Origin of the sequence: Corynebacterium sp. MSK044 (genome assembly GCF_030232825.1) — a bacterium.
In the GTDB taxonomy this organism is placed as follows: Bacteria; Actinomycetota; Actinomycetes; order Mycobacteriales; family Mycobacteriaceae; genus Corynebacterium.
Window position 1 is genome coordinate 1 of sequence record NZ_JASPJJ010000022.1, and the last position, 19259, is coordinate 19259.

Here is a 19259-nt window from a genome sequence, read left to right on the forward strand (position 1 = left end):
ACCCCTTGCAGTACCGGGTACGTGGAACACCGGTACCAACTACGCGGACTCACGGTACCAACTACCCCGAATCGACATTCGGCTGAGCCAGTTTTTCGCCATGTAAACCTTTACAATCACGTGACGAAAAAAGACGGGTTAGGTAGGGCGAGTTGAGGAAATACAGATCGGCCCGCACCTTCCATGTGGAGGGGTGCGGGCCGATCTGCTGTCATTTTCCCGTGCCGCGCTTCTCACGCGCGCACCATTAACTATGGGGCATGAACCATGTAGAGCAATGATGAACAGGTGCCGGTTCCATCAGGGTTGTCTCCATGTTTCCTGGGAGCCGGAAAATCCCGTAGACGTTAGACTCAGCACAATGAACACACCCCCTGCAAGTACCGACGCGCGCACCGATCCACTCAGCATTCGTCCGCAGCTCAAAGACATGCTCGTGGGCATCGCCGCGATTCTGGCTGTTTATGTGCTGCTGATCGGTTCCGCATTTGGCCTCAAGGATGTGGGCGGCGGCACCAGCATCAAGGTCCTCATGCCGGTGCTGATCGTGCTCTCCCTTGTCATCCCCGCCATCGCATTAGTCACCTACCTCAAGCGCCGTGGTCTTCCCCTCGGGTTCCGTCCGCTGGGCGCACGGGGTTGGCACCTGGTGTGGCAGGTCCCCGCGGCGATTGTGGGGTGACGGTGTGTACGTCGATCGTCGGCACGCTTTTTGGCATGGCACCGGGTGAACGGTCAGACACATATGGCGAGGGCACCGCGCTCGTTCTATTCACTCTGGGTGCATATCTGCTCATCGGCCCATTCCTGGAAGAGGTTGTCTTCCGCCGCCTCATCATGGGCTACCTGGACCGCCTCATGCCCGCGGCTGCCAGCGTGCTGCTCTCCTCACTTGTGTTCGGGCTCGCGCATATCGCGCCGGCTGCGATCATTTACACGTTCTTCGCTGGCCTTTCCTTCGCCCTGGTCACCCGGTGGCACCGCTCACTGTGGGCCGGCTTCATCCTGCATATGTGCACTAACGTGCTGGTGCAGATCATTGCGATGGCGGGACTCTAACCGCGTTTTTGCTGGCCAACGCCATAAGAAAAGCAACGGCCACGACGATGAGCCCCAGCGGGATCAAGAAGATAAAGAGGTTAATAATCGGCAGCGCCTGACCCGCCTGCACCTCTTCCCACGAGGCAAGCGCCGTCGAACCGAACCCGATAAACAACATCGCGCTGCCCACCAAGGCCGTAACCAAAACACCGGTGCCCACCGGCTCCCTGCGCGAGACCACGAAAAGGTACGTATCCAGGAAACCGACCCACACGGTGGCCAGCGTCGCTCCCATCGCCATAGTCACCGCACTGATCGCCGACCAGTACTCCGGATCACCAATAACGCTGTTGAGCAACACCGTCAGCACCGGAATGCCTATCGCACCGGCGAGCAAGGTTCCAAGAATCGCTTGAGGTTTCATGGGCAAAAGCCTAGCTGCATCCTTCTGTTCGCTCGTTTAGATAACGAGACACAACTCACATTCCCCGTTACCCTCGTGGGCAAAGCCCAAATCTGGAGAGAATCATGAAACCAGCTCCCTTTGCAGCCACGATCACCGTTCTTTTCACCTCCGCCACCCTGCTGAGCTCATGCACCCTAGGAGCTTTCGACGGTTCCTCTAGCCCCGCCGAATCAGACAGCGCCCAGGCTTCGGAGGACACATCCAAGTCCGACACCAAGGGCACACAGCGCGCCAAAGAAGGCCGAATCTCCATCGAACTTCCCGACGGCTGGACCAAGAACCCCGACTTCAAGCCCACCATGAACGGGTTCACCACATCATGGGCCAATGACCTGGACAACCCCACGGACATCGCCCGTATGAGCTCCAACCAAGGACAGGGTCCCACCGCCATGGCAAACATGGGCCACTTCGAGGCGAACGCCCTGTTCAGCACCACACACGGCACCGACTTCGAACTCGGTGAATCCCGTGACCTCAAGATCAAAAACGCCGACGAAGCCAAACTGACCACCTGGACAACCAACGGCTCCAAAGGCGAGACCGTCAAAGACGCATGGGTATTCGTCTCCTCCGGCACCGGCGGCGCCGCCGGCCTCGAGATCACGGCCACCACATTGTCCGATAAGGAGATCGAGGAGATCATCGACTCAGTCGAATTCAACCCGGACGAATAAGTCCGTAAAAAGACCAGATCCCTTCGCATCAGGGATGCCCGGACCCAACCGGGTTAGTCGATCTTGTCATCCTCTTCTTTACGGACGGTTCTAACGAACTTGCCAAGAAACTGCATTACAGGAGGCGCTAGGAATAATCCAGCGAGCAATTCCGAACCACCGCCGAAGTAAACAAGTAATGAAGCCCCGACAGACGCGACAAACATTCCAAAGCTCAGATATTGGCCACGCTTCAGTGCGTCTACATCGCCCTTAGCAAGCCATTCCTTCTCACGGTTTGACGCCGCAATACTTTGCTCCGCCATTTGCATCGCACGGTCAGCGAAAGTCGGATCAACCTGGTTATAGGCTTCGAGAGTATCTGGCGATGGTGCTGGAGCGGCCCACATGTACGAACTAGCTACTACTTGCCGTTTTAGTTCGCTAACAAACTCAGCATCGATTACTTCGTCGAGAGAGCTTTCTGGATACTGTCGTCCAGCGCGCTGAATGTCGTTTTCCAACCGTTGTAAATGGTCAGCCGGGGATCGTTCCCCTCCATGCGCGCTTTCGTCCGCAGCGGACGCGGATTGGTCTCCATCAGGTCCACTCCCCGGCGACGTGCTCGAACCGTGGCGTTCCTCATCTTGAGAGTCATAGCCCATGCACCTTCTTCCTTTCGGTAGCCAGATCCGCTGGATGTTGTTTCCTTGTGCCATTCAACCACAAAATCAGTTCCTTCATTACAGCACATCCGACTGACCTAAAAACCACAACCGGCGCCTTGGAAAATAAAAACCATGACGCCGGTTTGTCAACGATGTCGCAACTCATAGTGTCAACTATGACGCGACTCATGACAACGCGTCCCCGACAGGATTCGAACCTGCGACCTTCGGTACCGGAAACCGATGCTCTAATCCACTGAGCTACGGAGACAGTCAAACTGTGCAGCGTACCGCACATGCTGTGACAGCGCTCCCTAATCTAGCACTCCCCTATTGGCACCTGACAAACCGGCCCGCTGAAGAAAATTCACAAATATTGTTGACATGTCACTGTCTTGCTCTTACTATTGAAAACAGCCCCGTTGGGGACACGTCAACATCTTTAGGAAAATGATTTAAGGAGTCACCATGACCAACACTCTGACCGGTACCTACGACCTTGACACCACCCACTCCACCGTTGGATTCACCGTGCGCCACGCCATGGTGACCAAGGTCCGCGGTAACTTCAACGACTTCCAGGCAACCCTGACCGTGAACCAGGAGAACCCGGCAAAGAGCAAGGTGGAGGCGACGGTGGAGACGGGTTCCGTCGATACGCGTAACGCTGACCGTGATGCACACCTGCGCAACGAGGACTTCTTCGACACCGACAACCACCCGCAGATGACCTTTGTGTCCACCGCGTTCGACGTCGACGCATCCGGCAACGGCACCGTCACCGGTGACCTGACCATTAAGGGCACGACCAAGTCCGTCACCCTAGACGTGGAGACCTTCGGCACGGAGGTTGACCCTTACGGCAACACTCGCGTTGGTTTTGAGGCACGCACCACCATTAACCGCAAGGACTTCGGCATCGACTTCGAGGCACCGCTGAACTCCGGCGGCGCACTGGTTGGTGAGAAGATCGCCATCGAGATCGACGGCTCCGGCATCAAGCGCGCTTAGTTAGCGGTGGGGGCATCCGCATCGTCATTGGCGTCAACAGCCAGGATGCCCTCAAAGAACCGTGAGATCGCGGGAATATCGGCGGGGGCCAAGTGGTCAAAGACCGCGCGGCGCACCGTCTCAACATGGTCAGGCGCAGCCTGCTCCAGGTGAGTCATCCCCCTATCGGTGAGGCACACCATCACGCCCCGGGCATCGCCCGGGCTTTTTTCTTTGGACACCAAACCGCGGCGCTCCATGCGCGTGATCTGGTGGGACGTGCGGGACCGGTCCCAGCCAAGCTCCGCGCAGACTTCACGCAGGCGCAAGCGCCGGTCCTCGGCTTCGGACAACGTAACCAACACTGCAAATTCCGGGCTGGAGAGATCCGCGCTTTCATTCAATGCGGTATCCACTACCTGGTCGAGTGTGCGGCCGGCTGCCAGAAGCAACCGCCAGAACGCCTGCTCTTCATCGCTGAGCCAGCGGGGTTCGGCTGTCATACTGGCCTAGACTAGCCAACCCTCAGATCGCCGCGCGAATCCACCCGCGTATTACCGCCGGCTCTTCAGCTCCTGGATCGAGGCGCTCTTGGCCGCGGCAACACGGTCGAAGCGTTGCGGGAAACAGGTCAACACAAACACCTGGGAGCGTGTACCCACTTGGGTAAACAACGCGTTCATCAACTCCAGGCGCGTGGGGTCCGTGGCCCCCAAGGCATCATCGACGACCACTGGCATCGCATCCGGTGAATTCCCCGCCACCATGTCCGCGATGGCAAATCGCGTGAGCAGCGCCATCTGCTCCTTGGCGCCACCGGAAAGCTGGTTCATATCCACCGTCGTGCCGTCGAGCGTGCGGGCGGTGACCTGCAGCGACTCATCCAGGGTGAATTCGGTGCCTGGGCCAAACACGCGGGACGCGTAGCGCTGCAAAGCCTGAGCGAATGGAGCCGCATACTTGGCACGCGCCGCATCACGGTGCGCGACAAGGGTTCCATGCAGCAGCTTGACGGCAGCGGCTTGGCGGCGCAGCCTGTCGCGCCGTACCCGTGCTGTCTCCAACGCGGCTTCTGCCTTGTCAAGGGCCTCTGCTTCGCCTTCCGCACTGGTCACGCGGAAACCGAGCTCCAGCTTGCGGTCGCGGGCCGCGTCATAGCGCCGGCTGAGGTTGGCTACACGGTTGGCAGCGCCCTCGCGGAGGCTTTCTGCCTGCTCCGGATCAACGTCTGCAACCTGGGCGGTGAGTTCCTCGACAACTGCCTGCGCTTCCTTTTCAGCGAGCGCCGCTTCTTCGGCGGCAGTGGCCAAGTCCGCATCACTGATCTTCTCCCGTGCGGCATCGAGTTCAGCCTGGGCAGCATCACGGATTGCAGTGTGGTTGGCCACGCGCGCTTCAATATCCGCGAGCTTCGCCGCATCAGGCTGGGCAGCCAGCTGAGCCAGTTCCACCTCAAGAACATGCGCTGCTTCGCTCGCATCTTTCTCCGTGGCGCGTGCAGCTTCCAGCGCGAAATCGGCATCCTCAACGCTGAGGATCACACCGTCATTGCCGGCAGCGTCCTCGGAGGACACTCCCGCAAGTTCACGCAGGCGCACCAGCTCTTGGCGTAGTTCCTCTGGCTCCTTGCCGCGAAGGATGTCAGTGCGACGAGCACGGTGGGTGGCAAGAGTGGCGGTGGTGTCCCGGTGCTCGTCACGAAGTTTCCGTGCTTCCTCCAGCGATTCGCATCCTGCGGTCTCCAGCGCACGCGCAAGCTCAGCCTCGGCGTCCTCCACCGCATGGGACGCATTGGTGGTGCCGGGGGCAGCCCGGTAGGTCAACGTCACATCACCGATGGTCAGCTGGACACCGTCATGCAGGGCGAGGGACGTCGCCTCAACCCCGACTTCCACCTCTTCCCCATCAACGGTCACCGTCGACGCGGTGGTGGCGGTGAGGTCCAGGCGGGCAGCCGCAGCATCGAGCAGCCGGCGCTGCAAGGCCACGTTTTGGGTAGCGCTCTCGATCGCGCGGACATCATCATCCGTCACGGGACGCGCGGGCAGGGCTGCCACGAGATCCGCGATCTCCTTGTCTACCCGGTCAAGCTCATCAACCTGATCCTCGACATCACCAATCCGCTCGTGCGCGATGGCAAGCTCGCGGGCGCGCTCCTTATCCGCAGTGGCCTGACGCGCAGCAACCAGTGCTTCACGGGCATCGGCGTGGGCAGTCTTCTTCTCCGCCACTCGCTCGTTTTCCGCCTCGGCCTTCTGCCGCGCGGGTTCCACCAAAGCAGCCAGTTCCGTCAGTTCCGTTGCTGCTGCCTCTGCGCGCTCCGTCAACGTCGTGCGGTATTTCTGGTCCGCTTCGGCGCGTTCACGGTCCGTGGTGGCACGCGTGGCCTTGTCTTTCGCCTCAGTGAGCTTGCCGGCAACTTCACGCGCCTGGGCAGCTTCGGCTTCGCGCTGTTCGAGTTCCTTCTCCGCGTCGGGCAGTTCGGCTGCGATGGTGCGCATCTCCTGCTCACTGCGCGCGTACTCATCCACGTCATCCTCATAGGCAGCCTTGCGTGCCGCGGATTCGCGCACGGTTTCTTCCGCGGCAGCCACCGCGGCATCAGCGTCCTTGAGGTTCTGTTTCTCCGTACCGGACTTCGGGGAGAAGAACTTCTCGTATTCTTTCTGCATTTTCTGCATCAGACCCGAATCCTCAAGGGTGTCCGCCCCCGCATCAGTTCCGGTCTGCTCCAACGCGCGGGTGAAGGAAGGGATACCAGCGGCTTCGATGACGTCGCTGAAAGAGCCTTGGCGCATAAACAATGCGCCGAAAAGCTGCTCATCCACGTGCTCCTCGAGGATCTCCCGCAGACGGTTGTGGGCCTGCTCCCCCGTCAACTCCTCACGCTTGGGCGCTGTGATCCTCAGCTCTGTTTTGCCCTTGGCTCCCTTAGCAAAGCTCTTGTGCACAGTGAATGTGTACGGCCCCACCGTCGCCCCGAGTTCTACTGACGGCGTTTCATCGCGCCCAATAGGGTTGAGCGCCCGGATATTCGCCGCGGTGGACGTATGCTTCGCGGTGAGCACCGCATCGAGCGCGTCGAGGATCGTAGACTTTCCGGCCTCATTATCACCGTGGATGAGAATCACACCGGTGTCCGGCACGTCCGTCAGGGCAAGGTGCTCAACGCCACGAACGTTGTCAATGACCAGGTTGTGGATGCGCATTAGTTCGCCTCCTTACTCAGACGGAACAGCAGGTTCACTGCATCACGCGTGGCTGTGTCTCCCGCTGGGGCGGCAGCAGCACTGTCGATGAGCTCCGTCATCGCCTCACGGGCATAGCCCGCAATCGGGAGTGACTCAAGCTCCTCATCGCTGGGTTCTAGGTGTAGGTCCATGATCCGTTCACGCTCGTACAGCGCCCCGAACACGTGCTCACGCTCGGCCAGACCGGCCTCCAGCTCCCGGGTGGCCTCTAAACCCAAGGTGCCTGCCAACGAATACTTCACCACCGTGCGTCCCTTCTCCGGGTACGCATCCAACTCAGCCAGCAGGTGCTTCACGTCCTCACCGTCAGCGACATCCCAGTGCAGCGCCTCGAAGGTCCACTCGCCCACCTGATGTTCTGTCACCTCAACGCTTTGCTTATTCGCGTTCACCACCAGCGCCTTCCCGGAATTCACCTCATTCCCGGCCACATTCTCCCGCCGATCATGAAAGTCCGTAGTTTCCGGAGAACCAGAGAACCAGATCCGGCCGCTGGGACCAACAGGCCCTGCGGAGTGGGTATCCCCCAACGCCACGTAGTCAATGACGCCATCCTTCAGCGCACGTTCCAAGTTCGGGCGCGACAGAAGGACCTCTGACTCATCCCCGCTGCGCCCCTCCGTCTGGCCGTGAGCGACAAGAATGCGGATAGCATCCGTAGGCTCCAGTTCGGCAATGGCCTTGGCCGCCAAGTCCTCGGACGCATAGCGCGCCAATAGGGGCGCCCCAACGATTTCCACCCCGGGACGGTGCTCCACCGGGGTATTGTCACGTAACACGGTGATGTTGGCGCGCGCATCCGCCTTCTCTAGGGCAGCTCCGGGCACCAGCGGGTCGTGGTTGCCGGGCAGCAGGTAGACGGGCACCGGCAGCGCGTCAATCGCGTCCAAGGCACGACCCATCGTGCGCTCACTTAAGGCATTGGCATCAAACACATCGCCGGCGACGACGATGAACTCCGCTCCTGTTTCCACGGCGAGGTCGCCGAGGCGGGTGATGGCGCGGAGCCGAGAGTCGTCGAAACGCGATTGCGCTTCCTCATTGAGAAACCATCGTGTCATTCCCAATTGGAAGTCCGAAGAATGGATGAAAACAAGCCCGTCACTCATGCTGTCCACTTCTATCAGAGGGGTACGACACGCCACCGAAACATTCGAACATGCGCGCGTTAGTTTCTTGTCAGCGCGTCATACAGATCCTCCAGATCTGATACCGCACGCAACTGATCGATGTTGGTAAAAGAGATCATCTGCATCGCTTTATGCAGCAAATCCAGATCCGAATCCTCGATCATCGGGGCCACCTTCGGCTGTGGCAGATCGGGCAATTCATGGCCAGCCCAGAAAAACTCTGATCCTTCCGCCGCGGACGCCATTGCCCGCTGCCCCGCTGTTTCACGCAACTGTTGATCCAGCGTGTTCACGTCCAGGTTGCGCAGGCGGAACACAACGCTCGGATCCGAATCCACCAACTCCGCTGCCTTGATGGACACGGCCACGGCGTGCTTACACACATCAGAAAGATCCGGGCAATCACAGCGATAGCGGAACCGCTCACTGCTGCTGGCAAAGAGAATGTCCAACAAAGCGCGGTCGAACGTGCCCCGGCGCGCACGGTCAAGCAGTTTTGGCTGGCGGGTGATCATGTCCAGTGCCTCCGCGATCTCCGGTCCTTCGCGGTACGGGAGGATGACCAAGACGTTGAAAGGCTCGTTCTGAGATCCCGCAACGGTACCGGTGAATCGCCCGCTTTCCACGCGGACTTCTAGGACATTGCCGCCATCCGCATATCTGCGTCCTCTGCCAAAGCGCCCCTGGTCTGTGGCGCGTGCAGCCGCATTCATCAACACCTGTGCCGGGTCGCTGTACTCCAACTCAGTTCGCTGCGTAGCTTGTCCTTGCCGCAGCGCCCACGCATCCTTAATCTGCTGTGCTTCAACACGCTCATCAACAAGCCGGTGCGTTTCCTCCGGGGAATTGACCTTCTTGCGCTGATTGAAGTTGACCCAGGTGACATTGTCCTCGTGTGGTCGCTGTGCCATGGCTTTACTCCTTTCCCTCATCGCGGTAGCTCATCAGCGCAGCCAGATCCTCTGTGTCTAGCTCAGTGATCCAGCCTTCACCTTCCCCGATCACAGCGCCGGCGAGCTGCAATTTGCCGTCCAAGATGTCCTGGATAGACTCCTCCATGGTCCCGCGCGTGATCATCTTGTACACCTGCACGTTGCGGTCCTGCCCAATGCGGTACGCCCGGTCCGTGGCCTGGTTTTCCACCGCCGGGTTCCACCACCGGTCCATGTGAATGACCATCGAAGCAGCGGTGAGGTTCAAACCGGTGCCACCGGCACGCAGAGACAAGATCATCGCTCGCGGACCATTCGGGTCCTGGAATGTGGCCACCATCTCATCGCGCGCTGCCTTACTCACTCCACCATGCAGGAACGGAATAATGTGCCCCAGCCTGTCACTCAAGTAGGGCTGCAGGATGTCACCAAAAGCCTTGTACTGGGTGAACACGAGCACGCGCTGATCAGTCTCAATCGCTTGCTCGATGAGCTCCATGAGCATGGCCACCTTGCCGGAGCGGTGCTTGCCCTTCTCCGTCACCGGCGAGCCATCAGCCAGGTAGTGCGCCGGGTGGTTACAAATCTGCTTGATCCGCGTGATGGTAGACAGCACCAGCCCCTTTCGCCCGATACCCGTGCGCTCCTCCAGTTCCTTCTGCATTGCCTCCACCAGCGCGGTGTACAAGGCAGCCTGCTCAGGCGTCATATCCACCGTGACCACTTGCTCAGTTTTCTCCGGTAGGTCACCCACGATCGCGGGATCCGATTTCAGTCGCCGCAGCACAAAAGGCGAGGTCAATCGCTGCAGACGCTCCTGCATGGCATTGGCCAGCTCCTCATCCCGGCGCGATTCAATCACCTTGGCAAAGTGGTTGCGGAAAAATGCCTGGGACCCCAGAATTCCCGGGTTCACAAAATCAAGGATGCTGCGCAATTCAGCCAGTCGATTCTCCACTGGCGTGCCGGTTAGCGCGATGCGGTGACGTGCACCAATCGCACGCACGCTTTTCGACGCCTTCGTTGCCGCATTCTTAATCGCCTGCGCCTCATCCAACACCACGTGGTCCCATTCCACTTCACTGAGGGTGAGGTAATCCCGCCCCACAACGCCGTAGGACGTGATGAGCAGATCAAGGTCTCCGATCCACTCAACGAGCTCGTCTCCCTTGAGACGGCCGGAACCATGGTGAACACCGACCTTGAGGTCCGGTACGAAGCGCTGCGCCTCCCGCGCCCAGTTGCCCACCACCGATGTCGGTGCAACGACGAGTGTGGGTCCGGTTTTCTCACCCTTTTCGGCTTCAACAGCCAGCAAGGTGAGAAGTTGCAGGGTCTTGCCCAAGCCCATGTCATCCGCAAGCACAGCGCCGAGCTGATTACGTGACATGAAATAGAGCCAATCCACTCCCCTGCGCTGATAATCCCTCAGCTCCGCATGCACCGTGTCTGGGATCTCTTGGCGGGTGGGGGCCGGCCGGTCCGTGCCACCGATGAGAGCTTGCATCCATACAGGGGAATGGGCATCCCCGATGATGTCCAAGCCACCACCGTCATGCTCCGTGGATGCCTCCAACGCCAACTGGCGGAGCTCCTCGGCGGTGATCAGACCTGAGTCCACTTCCTTCTTGTTCAGGGACTCGATGTATTTCCGGGACTTAGCCAAACTGCGGGTATCTGCCAGCACCCACTGGCCACGCAAATTGATGAGTCCTGACTTAGAGCTGACCAGGCGGCGCATCTCCGACTCAGTGAGTTCTGTATCACCCAGCGCCAGCTTCCAGTCATAGGCCACCAGCTGATCCACACCAAAGCGGCGTACGGCCCCCGGATCCCCTGAATCCGGTTCGGACACCGTCAACTTCGCCGTTGTTTCCATGCGCTGCCACGCCGCCGGCAACATGATCTTCACGCCATGTGCACTCAAAAGGCTCGCAGTTGTGCCCACCAAGCGCATGATCTCCTCGGTGGACAAGTAGGAATCCCAATCACCATCACGCTCAGTCGTCGGTGTGAAGGGATGGCGTGGATGCTTATCCGGATCCAACAGGTCAGTCACCGTCACTGCCTTGCGCAATTGATCCCGCAAACTCGACAGGGAGGCCCGATCTAATTCGCTGACCCGAATCGGGCGCGGCGCGTCCCCACCGGCGCGCACCTGCGCACGAACAGGCCACTGCAGGGCCTCGGATGTGGTGAGAGTTTCGGTGGGGTCCCCAGCGTCGCGGATAAGCTGCTCATCGACTGGTTCCTCCACGATGAACACGAGCTGCACATTGACCGCGGTGATGGACCCGTTCCACTGCGCGATCTGCTTCGACACATCCGAGCCGCCTCGACGCAAAGCGGACGACGTGAGCAGCGCCTCCGCGAAATCATGCCACGGGTACACGCGGGACTGCTCATGCTCATCGGCCAGCAACGCCGTGGCGATCCAATGGACCAGGTTGGTGGCTACATCCTCGTCCAAATTCATGTTGTTCGCGGTGATCACCCCCGGCGCGGCAGCAATCATCGCGGCGAGCCACCCGCGCTCCTCCAGCCCCGTTCCCAACTTCCACTCGGGGAACCACAGCCCCTCGATCGGGCGCACATGAATGCTCACGCGCCCAGCACGAACAAACCGAATCAAACCGTTGTACAGACGAATGATCCAGTACAGGTCTGGTGCGATGGCTTCCCGCTGCGCCGCGGTGGCTGCCGGGGAATTCTCATCCAGCATGGACACGGTGCTGAGGAACTGCACTGTGTCTGACGGTGAGAACGCCGCGGTGGGAACCTTGAGGTGCAACTGTTTGCCCTTCGGGGTTTGCAGCTTCACCGAATCACGGCGCCGGAAACGCGCATCCTCCAAGAAACTTTCCACCACAGCGGGAAACGTCCCAGCGGGCACTTGAGACGGCATAACAATCTTGTGCCCCTCCACACGCTCAACCCACAGGTTGAGACCAGACCCGGGCAACCACAGGCCGTGCAGAAGGAATTTAGGCATAAGGTCTTTTCTACCACCACAGCGCGACACTGACCTCCCTAAGCATTCCTTCAAAAAAGAGCCGGTGATCCCGCCCACACCCCTCGTGCGATATTCTGACCACACTTTCCACCTGTCAGATGACAGGTGTGACATTTTCTCTTGCCCTCTAAGCAGATCTATGCAGAAAGGACGTGCGCATGTCTGATAACACCTGGATCATCATCGCCGTCGTCACCTACTTCGCCGTCATGCTCGGCATCGGCTACTACGGCTGGCGCAAAACCACCGCCTACGGCGACTACGTCATCGGTGGCCGCGACCTCCCCGCCTTCGTCGCGGGTATCTCCGCCGGTGCCTCCGACATGTCCGGCTGGCTCCTCATGGGTCTGCCTGGCGCCCTGTTCGTCTCCGGCATGAGTGAGCTGTGGATCGTCATCGGCCTCTTCCTCGGCACATGGGCCAACTGGCAGTGGGTGGCCCCACGCCTGCGTGCCTACTCCGAGGTGGCCAACAACTCGATCACCCTGCCCAGCTTCTTCGAAAACCGCACGCATGATCAGTCACGTGCTCTGCGCGTCATCGCCGCCCTGATCATCATCTTCTTCTTCACCTTCTACGTCTCCTCCGGCATGGTTGCGGGCGGCCGCTACTTCGAGTCCACCTTCCAGGGCGACTACGTCACCGGCCTGCTCATCGTTGGCATCATCACGGTGATCTACACCTTCATCGGTGGCTTCTTCGCGGTGTCCTACACCGACGTTGCCCAAGGCGTGCTCATGTTCGCTGCACTGGCCATCGTGCCCATCATGGCGCTGCTGGCCATTGACAACCCCGGCGACATCTTCTCCTACCCCACCAACCACGCCTACGGTCCATGGCCGGAAGGCAACCCAGACTTCTTCAACTTCTTCACGGGTGTGTCCGCCGCCGCCATCATCGGCAACCTGGCATGGGGCCTGGGCTACATGGGCCAGCCCCACATTGTCACCCGCTTCATGGCACTGCGCAGCCCAGCTGAAGCTCGCTCTGGCCGCAACTCCGGCCTCATCTGGGTGGGTGTCTGCTTCCTCGGCGCCATCTTCACCGCCATCATCGGTGCAAGCTACTTCGGCCAGACGGCACACTCCGTGACTGACCAAAAGGGCTTTGAAACCATCTTCCTGGACATGACCCGCATCTTGTTCCACCCGCTCATTGCTGGTCTGGTTCTCACCGCGGTTCTGGCCGCCATCATGTCCACCATGTCCTCCCAGCTCCTAGTCACCTCCTCCGCACTAGTGGAGGACCTGTTCAAGGTCTTTTCCAAGAAGGAGCCCTCCCAGTCCGCTCTGCTCATCGCTTCCCGCACGATGGTCATCCTCGTGGCCATCCTGGGCATGGTCATGGCCCTCAACCCGTCCGACACCATCCTTGGCCTCGTCGCCTTCGCCTGGGCTGGCTTCGGTTCTGCGTTCGGCCCCGTGGTCATCGCCTCCCTGTACTGGCGTCACCTCACCTCGCAGGGTGCTATGGCCGGCATGATCGTGGGCGCTCTCACCGTGTTCATCTGGGGTTCGCTGCCCGCCACCTCGGCTCTTATCTACGAGATGGTTCCGGGCTTCGCGTTCGCCACCATCGCCATGATCCTGGTCTCCCTGGCCACCAAACCCTCTGCCGCATCTGAGGCCGAGTTTGACCGTCATGTCAAGGTCATGGACTACGCGATTGCTCACCCAGAAGCAGACTTCCACCAGGCACTTTCCAACATTTCTGCACCCGAAGGGAACCAAACCGGCTCTGACGCAGTCTAAGGAGGTATGAAGCCCTTCCACATTTATCTAGGGGCACTGACCGCATTCACGCTTGCGGTCGTGCCCCTTCCGTTTGTTCACACACCGCCTATCAGCGCCACCTCAACAGTCCCCTCCCGCCCCACAGTCCCCGATTACTCTCGGGCGCAGTTCGGCGACGGCTGGGCTTACCAACCCACCGGCTGCACCACCCGGGAAACGGCCATGGCCGCTGCATACAACCAGTCAACCTGCTCCGTGCCCTACACCCAGTGGGAACCCGTGACCATCACGGACCCCTACACCGGCGACCCACTCCCACCTTCCGACGTGGAACTCGACCACCTCTTTCCCCTCCGCGCCGCCTGGGACATGGGCGCCCACTCCTGGCCCGACGAAAAACGCCTCACTTTTGCCAACGACCCTGCCAACCTCATCGTCACATCCTCTGCCGCCAACCAAGCCAAGTCCGACAAACTCCCCAGCCAGTGGCTCCCCACCGCCCGGTCCTACCGCTGCGACTACTCTCGTCGCCTCGCCGCCGTGGCTAACGCCTACGACCTCCCCGTCACCCGCGCCGACAAAGCCGCCATGCGCCGGGCCTGCGCTACCCTTCCGGCTTTACTCGGGTTGCCGGCGTTGCCGTTCTGAAGGAGGGTGGGTGGCGCCACGAATCCAGGCTCCGTCGAAAAGCGTGTGCAAAATTTTACATGCCACCGCAACTACAATCCTGAACCCGCAGGTCACAAGTTTCTGCCCTTTGATAGTTACCCCTGCAATGTAAGCTTTTACACAGCCACCCCACGCCAACACCCACGCACCGCATACAAAACCCGCCCCACCCCGTAAAGTGGTGACTCATGAACACCTTCCTCATCTTCCTGCACGTCGCCGCCGCGATCATTTTGATCGGCCCCGTCATGGTGGCCACGTCCGCTTTCCCGAAGGCAGCTACTCAAGCCAACACCGGCGACGCCCAGGCAATCGGCCGCGCGGCCCTTCTGCACCGCACCTCCACTACCTACGGCTTGATCTCGATTCTCGCCCCGCTCCTTGGAGCCGCCGTCTTGGCCTTTGATTTTGAGACCTACCGGTCTAACTACTTCCTCCACACCGCCATTGTCCTGTCGGTGCTGGCGTGGGGCTTCCTGTTTGCAATGGTCATCCCGCAGCAGCGCAAGATCGTGGGCTCCCTGGGCGCCCTCGACCCGGCGGAAGCTGACGCCCGCGACGTGGCAACCAACTTCGAGTCCGCCCGCGTCAAGGCCGCTGCCGGCGCCGGCATCTTCAACCTGCTCTGGGTCCTCGTGCTCATCCTGATGTTCCTGCCGTCCCCGGCTTAAGTCCCCAGCACACGAAGACACAAAGACTGAAGCGGTGCCCACTACGGGCACCGCTTTTCTTTATCTCTTAACTCAAGACATACACAACATACGAAAGCAAAAACAGGACGCAGGTTATCGCACCTAACACTGCCAAAGTACTGGCCGGCCGGCGCGCGGGCTGTCGCACGTCCGAGGGTATTTACTAGCGCGATTGCAAAACGGCAGTCAGAGCACCAGAGATGACCGCAAGACCGGCCACGATAATGATCACCATCAACATGCCCTACATTGTCTCCCCCGCATAGAGACCACTCCTGCTGGCCAATCTGTCTGCGCACCAGCATATGAAAAAGAGCGCCAGCAGAATCAATAACACGATTCCACTGACGCTCCCAGCTACAAGCGGGAAGGCCACTACCGCGAAGGCAGCAACCTAAAGGCGTTAGTCCCTCCAGTCACGCTTGCCGCGACCCTTGCCACGGTAGCCACTGCGATCACCGCGGTCGCCACGATCACCGCGGTAACCTCCACGGCCACCACGATCGCCACGATAACCACCGCGCCCACCACGGCCACCGCGATCACGGGACGGACCGCCAGTGTCCGGCTGAATGTTGATCAGCTGGCCGGAGATGCGGGTGTCCTTCAGGCGGTCGAGGACCTTACGGTCCATGTCCTTGGGCAGCTCGACGAGGGTGAAGTCGCCGCCAATGGTGATGCGGCCGAAGTCACGGTTGGTCAGACCACCTTCGTTAGCTAGGGCACCAACGATGGCACCTGGGCGGACGTGCTGGCGCTTGCCCACGTCAAGGCGGTAGGTGTCAAAGTTGACGTCATCGTTGTGGAAGCGCCCACGGCCACCACGATCGCCACGATCACGGCCCCCACGGCCACCGCGATCAAACCGGTCGCCACGCTCGCGGTCACGGCGGTCATCACGGTCCCAGCGCTCGCGGTCACGTCGATCGCGCTTGTCCTTCGGCGGCTCCTTCATCAGGAACTCGTCGCCAGAGGTCTGCGCGGCCAGTGCGGCAGCGATGTCTTCCATGGGCACGTCGTGTTCCGTGGAGTAGCTGCGCACGAGTGCGCGGAAGAGGTCCAGCTGGGAATCTTCCAGGGACTCGGTGATGGAGTCAGCGAACTTGGACTTGCGGGAGTCGTTGACCTCGTCGACCGTCGGCAGTTCCATCTCTTCGATCTTGGCGCCGGTCACCTTCTCAATGGAGCGCAGCATACGGCGCTCGCGCGGGGTGACAAACAGGATCGCCTCACCGGTACGGCCGGCACGGCCAGTGCGGCCGATGCGGTGGACGTAGCTCTCGGTGTCGTTCGGGATGTCGTAGTTGAGCACGTGGGAGATGCGCTCAACATCCAGGCCACGCGCGGCAACGTCGGTGGCGACGAGGATGTCCAGGCGACCGTCGCGAAGCTGATCGACGGTGCGCTCACGCTGCTGCTGAGCGATGTCACCGTTGATAGCTGCTGCAGAGAATCCGCGTGCGCGCAGCTTCTCAGCGAGCTCTTCGGTTTCGTGCTTGGTGCGCACGAACACGATCATGGCCTCGAACTCTGTCACCTCAAGGATGCGGGTGATGGCGTCGAGCTTGTTGCGGTGCGCGGTGAACAGGTAGCGCTGCGTGATGTTGGTGTTGGTGCGCGTCTTCGCCTTGACGGTGACCTCAGCAGGATCGTCAAGGTACTGCTTGGACAGGCGGCGAATGCCATTCGGCATCGTCGCGGAGAACAGCGCCACCTGCTTCTCATCCGGCGTGTCCTCAAGAATGCGCTCCACGTCTTCCTGGAAGCCCATGTTGAGCATCTCGTCCGCCTCGTCGAGCACGAGGAAACGTAGATCAGAGATGTCCAGCGAGCCCTTCTCCAGGTGGTCGATCACACGACCAGGCGTACCGACGATGATCTGCGCACCACGACGCAGACCGGACAGCTGAATGCCGTATGCCTGGCCACCATAGATCGGCAGCACCGAAATGCCACCCAGGTGATCAGCGAAAGACTGGAAGGAATCAGACACCTGCAGCGCCAGCTCACGCGTCGGCGCAAGCACGAGGGCCTGCGGATGGCGGGCCTTCTTATCGATGCGCGCCAGAATCGGCAGCGCAAACGCCGCCGTCTTACCCGTACCGGTCTGCGCAAGGCCGACCACATCGCGGCCTTCCATCAGCAACGGAATCGTCTGCGCCTGAATCTGCGACGGCGTTTCAAAGCCGACCTTCTTCACCGCGTCAATGACATCGCCCGGGAGGTCAAGGCCGTCAAAGCCGCTTGTCGACGTCTCCCCGTCCGCAACATTCTCGTTGTTTTCGTTGTTGTCAGTTTCTTCGTTCGCGCCGGCCTCAGTGCCGGTCCCCATCTCTTCCCCGGCTTCTACCGGGGGCATCGCCTGCTGGTCTTCAGCGGCGGATTCATCAATATTCATCAATCGCAAACAGTACGCTACCCATGGCCCTATAGCTATTTCGTGGCAAGAGCCCAGCGGATTACAAAAATGAATTTCTGGCAGGGCCCCACCCGCATGCTCTTTGAAGACGTCTCACGCTAAGTCATCTGAAACCCCCCAATCAAGGCATTCCCCCTGATTGCAACAAACACTTCTGCCTACACTGTGTTCCTATGCGCTTCACCCGATCACAAGCTCTCCCCCTCATTACCCTCGCCGCCACCGGCCTAGTCCTCACCGGCTGCTCCTCCACCGACGAGCTCGCCGAACCAGCGCTGACAACCGTCGCTGAAGCCTCCTCTGCGGCCCAGCCCGAGTCGCACGAGGAGAAGCCCTCCGAAGAGAAAACCACCGAGGAAAAGCCCGCCGAAGAAAAACCTGACGACGACCTCGACCCTGCCGGCACCATCTGTGGTGAGGTCGATTCGTTCACCATCGTCACGCTTAACGACGGCCTCAGCTGCGACGAAGCCATGACCGTCTTCAACGACTACATGTCTGGCTCCCCCTCCGGCACCCCACCCCAAGGCTCCGGCGCATTCTGGGATGCCCCGAACGGTTGGTTCTGCGGCGGCAACAACTTCCTCTTCCCTGGCGACGAGGACCAGAAGTTCAACAAATACCCCTCCTGCGGCCCGAAGGACAGCCCCGAGACCGTCGTCGCCGTGCCCGCAGAGCGTGTTGGCGAGCTTCCCGTTTAATTCCCCAGCCCCTGCCCTACGATGAAACGCATGCCAAAGCTTATCGGCGTCACCGGCGCCGTCATCCTCCGCAACGGCACCGTCTTCTCAGCCCGGCGCGGTGAAGGCAAGGCCCTCGCCGGCAAGTGGGAATTCCCCGGCGGGAAGATTGAGGCCGGTGAAACACCGGAGGAGTCGCTCGCCCGGGAGCTCAAAGAGGAGCTGCTTGTCGACGCCACCGTGGGAAATCACATCACCACAACCGAGTACGAGTACGACTTTGGCAGTGTTCGCTTGTCGACGTTCTACTGTTCCCTACCCGCAGACACTGAACCCACGCGGACCGAACATGCTGAGTCCCGGTGGGTGCCCATCGCAGACGCTACCGTCGAACAACGTCGGAGCGGATTTCCCGGCCAAAACAGACGTCGAATACCGGCAGATGCGAATTAAACAGATGCTAAAGCTACTCAACACCACACGCCTAACGGACAAGAGTTTACGGCCCGAAGCTTTTCATCCGATCCAAGCAACCCCTTAGGTCAATTGAAATGACAAGTCCAAAAACCGCAATCAAGTCACCGAGTTCAGACTGTGACAATTCGTGGAGTGTGTAAAGACAATTTTGCCCCCTGCCTGCACCAGAAGCGCATTCCCAAACATCACTGGACCCACACTCCAGCAAGTACACACGCAAAAACCGACAACCACCACAAAAGAAAATCGAATATGTGATGCATTGCACAGAACATCTACAGGACCGATTTTTAGTGCCCTCACGACAACACACACAGTGTAGGTCAATCCTGCCGCGCCAAAGGTTTATGCCACTTTCGGCAAGGTGAAGCGTCCTGGTTTTCGTTCCGCTTATTGAACGCCTAACGTTTGAGCGCCTGATCGTTGATAGTAGGCGTCCTCC

General features: G+C 60.0%; 17 protein-coding genes and 1 tRNA gene. 9 read left to right on the plus strand and 9 right to left on the minus strand.

Going from position 1 to position 19259, the window contains the following annotated elements; translation table 11 throughout:
• Window positions 1-361: 361 nt before the first annotated feature.
• Complete coding sequence (locus tag QP994_RS10040) at window positions 362-682, plus strand: hypothetical protein (protein ID WP_284866610.1); 321 nt, start codon at window positions 362-364, stop codon at window positions 680-682.
• 35 nt (window positions 683-717) lie between these two features.
• Window positions 718-1059 carry a CPBP family intramembrane glutamic endopeptidase gene (locus QP994_RS10045; RefSeq protein WP_284866612.1) on the plus strand — a complete coding sequence of 114 codons (342 nt, stop codon included), beginning with the start codon at window positions 718-720 and terminating at the stop codon, window positions 1057-1059.
• On the opposite strand, the gene QP994_RS10050 is transcribed toward QP994_RS10045, so the two are convergent.
• A complete protein-coding gene (locus tag QP994_RS10050; RefSeq protein WP_284855025.1) occupies window positions 1037-1465 on the minus strand; it encodes a hypothetical protein in 429 nt (142 codons plus the stop codon). The two genes, QP994_RS10045 and QP994_RS10050, sit on opposite strands and share 23 nt — an antisense overlap.
• Before the next feature lie 104 nt (window positions 1466-1569).
• Between QP994_RS10050 and QP994_RS10055 the strand changes: the two genes are divergently transcribed.
• A complete protein-coding gene (locus QP994_RS10055; RefSeq protein ID WP_284855026.1) occupies window positions 1570-2184 on the plus strand; it encodes a hypothetical protein in 615 nt (204 codons plus the stop codon).
• A 53-nt stretch (window positions 2185-2237) separates the two neighbouring features.
• Here the strand turns inward: QP994_RS10055 and QP994_RS10060 are convergent, their stop codons facing one another.
• Complete coding sequence (locus tag QP994_RS10060) at window positions 2238-2828, minus strand: DUF2335 domain-containing protein (RefSeq protein ID WP_284855027.1); 591 nt, start codon at window positions 2826-2828, stop codon at window positions 2238-2240.
• A gap of 200 nt (window positions 2829-3028) precedes the next feature.
• Window positions 3029-3102, minus strand: a tRNA-Arg gene (locus tag QP994_RS10065).
• 197 nt (window positions 3103-3299) lie between these two features.
• Between QP994_RS10065 and QP994_RS10070 the strand changes: the two genes are divergently transcribed.
• Complete coding sequence (locus QP994_RS10070) at window positions 3300-3842, plus strand: YceI family protein (RefSeq protein ID WP_284855028.1); 543 nt, start codon at window positions 3300-3302, stop codon at window positions 3840-3842.
• Here the strand turns inward: QP994_RS10070 and QP994_RS10075 are convergent.
• Genes QP994_RS10075 through QP994_RS10095 form a run of 5 tightly spaced genes read right to left on the minus strand, consistent with a single transcriptional unit; the run spans window position 3839 to window position 12126 of the window.
• Window positions 3839-4324 (minus strand): MarR family winged helix-turn-helix transcriptional regulator, encoded by a 486-nt coding sequence (locus tag QP994_RS10075; RefSeq protein ID WP_284855029.1) that lies wholly within the window; start codon window positions 4322-4324, stop codon window positions 3839-3841. The genes QP994_RS10070 and QP994_RS10075 overlap by 4 nt on opposite strands.
• Before the next feature lie 51 nt (window positions 4325-4375).
• A complete protein-coding gene (locus QP994_RS10080; protein WP_284866613.1) occupies window positions 4376-7030 on the minus strand; it encodes an AAA family ATPase in 2655 nt (884 codons plus the stop codon).
• Window positions 7030-8181 carry a metallophosphoesterase family protein gene (locus QP994_RS10085; RefSeq protein WP_284866615.1) on the minus strand — a complete coding sequence of 384 codons (1152 nt, stop codon included), beginning with the start codon at window positions 8179-8181 and terminating at the stop codon, window positions 7030-7032. The genes QP994_RS10080 and QP994_RS10085 overlap by 1 nt, the downstream gene beginning before the upstream one ends.
• A 59-nt stretch (window positions 8182-8240) precedes the next feature.
• On the minus strand, window positions 8241-9113 hold the full coding sequence (locus tag QP994_RS10090) for an SWIM zinc finger family protein (protein WP_284866617.1): 873 nt from the start codon (window positions 9111-9113) through the stop codon (window positions 8241-8243).
• 4 nt (window positions 9114-9117) lie between these two features.
• The gene (locus QP994_RS10095; RefSeq protein ID WP_284866619.1) at window positions 9118-12126 is read right to left on the minus strand and encodes a DEAD/DEAH box helicase; all 3009 of its coding nucleotides are present in this window, start codon (window positions 12124-12126) and stop codon (window positions 9118-9120) included.
• A 179-nt stretch (window positions 12127-12305) separates the two neighbouring features.
• Between QP994_RS10095 and putP the strand changes: the two genes are divergently transcribed.
• From putP to QP994_RS10110, 3 genes are all read left to right on the plus strand, one after another.
• Window positions 12306-13898, plus strand: a complete 1593-nt coding sequence (gene putP / locus QP994_RS10100; RefSeq protein ID WP_284855034.1) for a sodium/proline symporter PutP — start codon at window positions 12306-12308, stop codon at window positions 13896-13898.
• Window positions 13899-13904: 6 nt separating this feature from the next.
• On the plus strand, window positions 13905-14528 hold the full coding sequence (locus tag QP994_RS10105) for an HNH endonuclease family protein (RefSeq protein WP_284866620.1): 624 nt from the start codon (window positions 13905-13907) through the stop codon (window positions 14526-14528).
• Between the two features lie 209 nt (window positions 14529-14737).
• A complete protein-coding gene (locus tag QP994_RS10110; RefSeq protein WP_284855036.1) occupies window positions 14738-15220 on the plus strand; it encodes a DUF2269 domain-containing protein in 483 nt (160 codons plus the stop codon).
• Between the two features lie 424 nt (window positions 15221-15644).
• Here QP994_RS10110 and QP994_RS10115 read toward each other — a convergent pair whose 3' ends face one another.
• Window positions 15645-17600 (minus strand): DEAD/DEAH box helicase, encoded by a 1956-nt coding sequence (locus tag QP994_RS10115; protein ID WP_502870047.1) that lies wholly within the window; start codon window positions 17598-17600, stop codon window positions 15645-15647.
• A 233-nt stretch (window positions 17601-17833) separates the two neighbouring features.
• Here QP994_RS10115 and QP994_RS10120 point away from each other — a divergent pair, with 233 nt between their 5' ends.
• Complete coding sequence (locus QP994_RS10120) at window positions 17834-18361, plus strand: hypothetical protein (RefSeq protein ID WP_284855038.1); 528 nt, start codon at window positions 17834-17836, stop codon at window positions 18359-18361.
• A 30-nt stretch (window positions 18362-18391) separates the two neighbouring features.
• Window positions 18392-18793, plus strand: a complete 402-nt coding sequence (locus QP994_RS10125; RefSeq protein WP_284855039.1) for a (deoxy)nucleoside triphosphate pyrophosphohydrolase — start codon at window positions 18392-18394, stop codon at window positions 18791-18793.
• Window positions 18794-19259 lie beyond the last annotated feature (466 nt).

What these genes read in the sequence shown, in the direction of transcription:
- QP994_RS10115 (WP_502870047.1), bottom strand. Translation starts at nt 17,600, where the DNA reads ATGCCCCCGGTAGAAGCCGGGGAAGAGATGGGGACCGGCACTGAGGCC.
- QP994_RS10085 (WP_284866615.1), bottom strand. Translation starts at nt 8,181, where the DNA reads ATGAGTGACGGGCTTGTTTTCATCCATTCTTCGGACTTCCAATTGGGA.
- QP994_RS10070 (WP_284855028.1), top strand. Translation starts at nt 3,300, where the DNA reads ATGACCAACACTCTGACCGGTACCTACGACCTTGACACCACCCACTCC.
- QP994_RS10090 (WP_284866617.1), bottom strand. Translation starts at nt 9,113, where the DNA reads ATGGCACAGCGACCACACGAGGACAATGTCACCTGGGTCAACTTCAAT.
- QP994_RS10110 (WP_284855036.1), top strand. Translation starts at nt 14,738, where the DNA reads ATGAACACCTTCCTCATCTTCCTGCACGTCGCCGCCGCGATCATTTTG.
- QP994_RS10060 (WP_284855027.1), bottom strand. Translation starts at nt 2,828, where the DNA reads ATGGGCTATGACTCTCAAGATGAGGAACGCCACGGTTCGAGCACGTCG.
- QP994_RS10075 (WP_284855029.1), bottom strand. Translation starts at nt 4,324, where the DNA reads ATGACAGCCGAACCCCGCTGGCTCAGCGATGAAGAGCAGGCGTTCTGG.
- QP994_RS10045 (WP_284866612.1), top strand. Translation starts at nt 718, where the DNA reads ATGGCACCGGGTGAACGGTCAGACACATATGGCGAGGGCACCGCGCTC.
- QP994_RS10040 (WP_284866610.1), top strand. Translation starts at nt 362, where the DNA reads ATGAACACACCCCCTGCAAGTACCGACGCGCGCACCGATCCACTCAGC.
- QP994_RS10080 (WP_284866613.1), bottom strand. Translation starts at nt 7,030, where the DNA reads ATGCGCATCCACAACCTGGTCATTGACAACGTTCGTGGCGTTGAGCAC.
- putP (WP_284855034.1), top strand. Translation starts at nt 12,306, where the DNA reads ATGTCTGATAACACCTGGATCATCATCGCCGTCGTCACCTACTTCGCC.
- QP994_RS10095 (WP_284866619.1), bottom strand. Translation starts at nt 12,126, where the DNA reads ATGCCTAAATTCCTTCTGCACGGCCTGTGGTTGCCCGGGTCTGGTCTC.
- QP994_RS10055 (WP_284855026.1), top strand. Translation starts at nt 1,570, where the DNA reads ATGAAACCAGCTCCCTTTGCAGCCACGATCACCGTTCTTTTCACCTCC.
- QP994_RS10125 (WP_284855039.1), top strand. Translation starts at nt 18,392, where the DNA reads ATGCCAAAGCTTATCGGCGTCACCGGCGCCGTCATCCTCCGCAACGGC.
- QP994_RS10120 (WP_284855038.1), top strand. Translation starts at nt 17,834, where the DNA reads ATGCGCTTCACCCGATCACAAGCTCTCCCCCTCATTACCCTCGCCGCC.
- QP994_RS10105 (WP_284866620.1), top strand. Translation starts at nt 13,905, where the DNA reads ATGAAGCCCTTCCACATTTATCTAGGGGCACTGACCGCATTCACGCTT.
- QP994_RS10050 (WP_284855025.1), bottom strand. Translation starts at nt 1,465, where the DNA reads ATGAAACCTCAAGCGATTCTTGGAACCTTGCTCGCCGGTGCGATAGGC.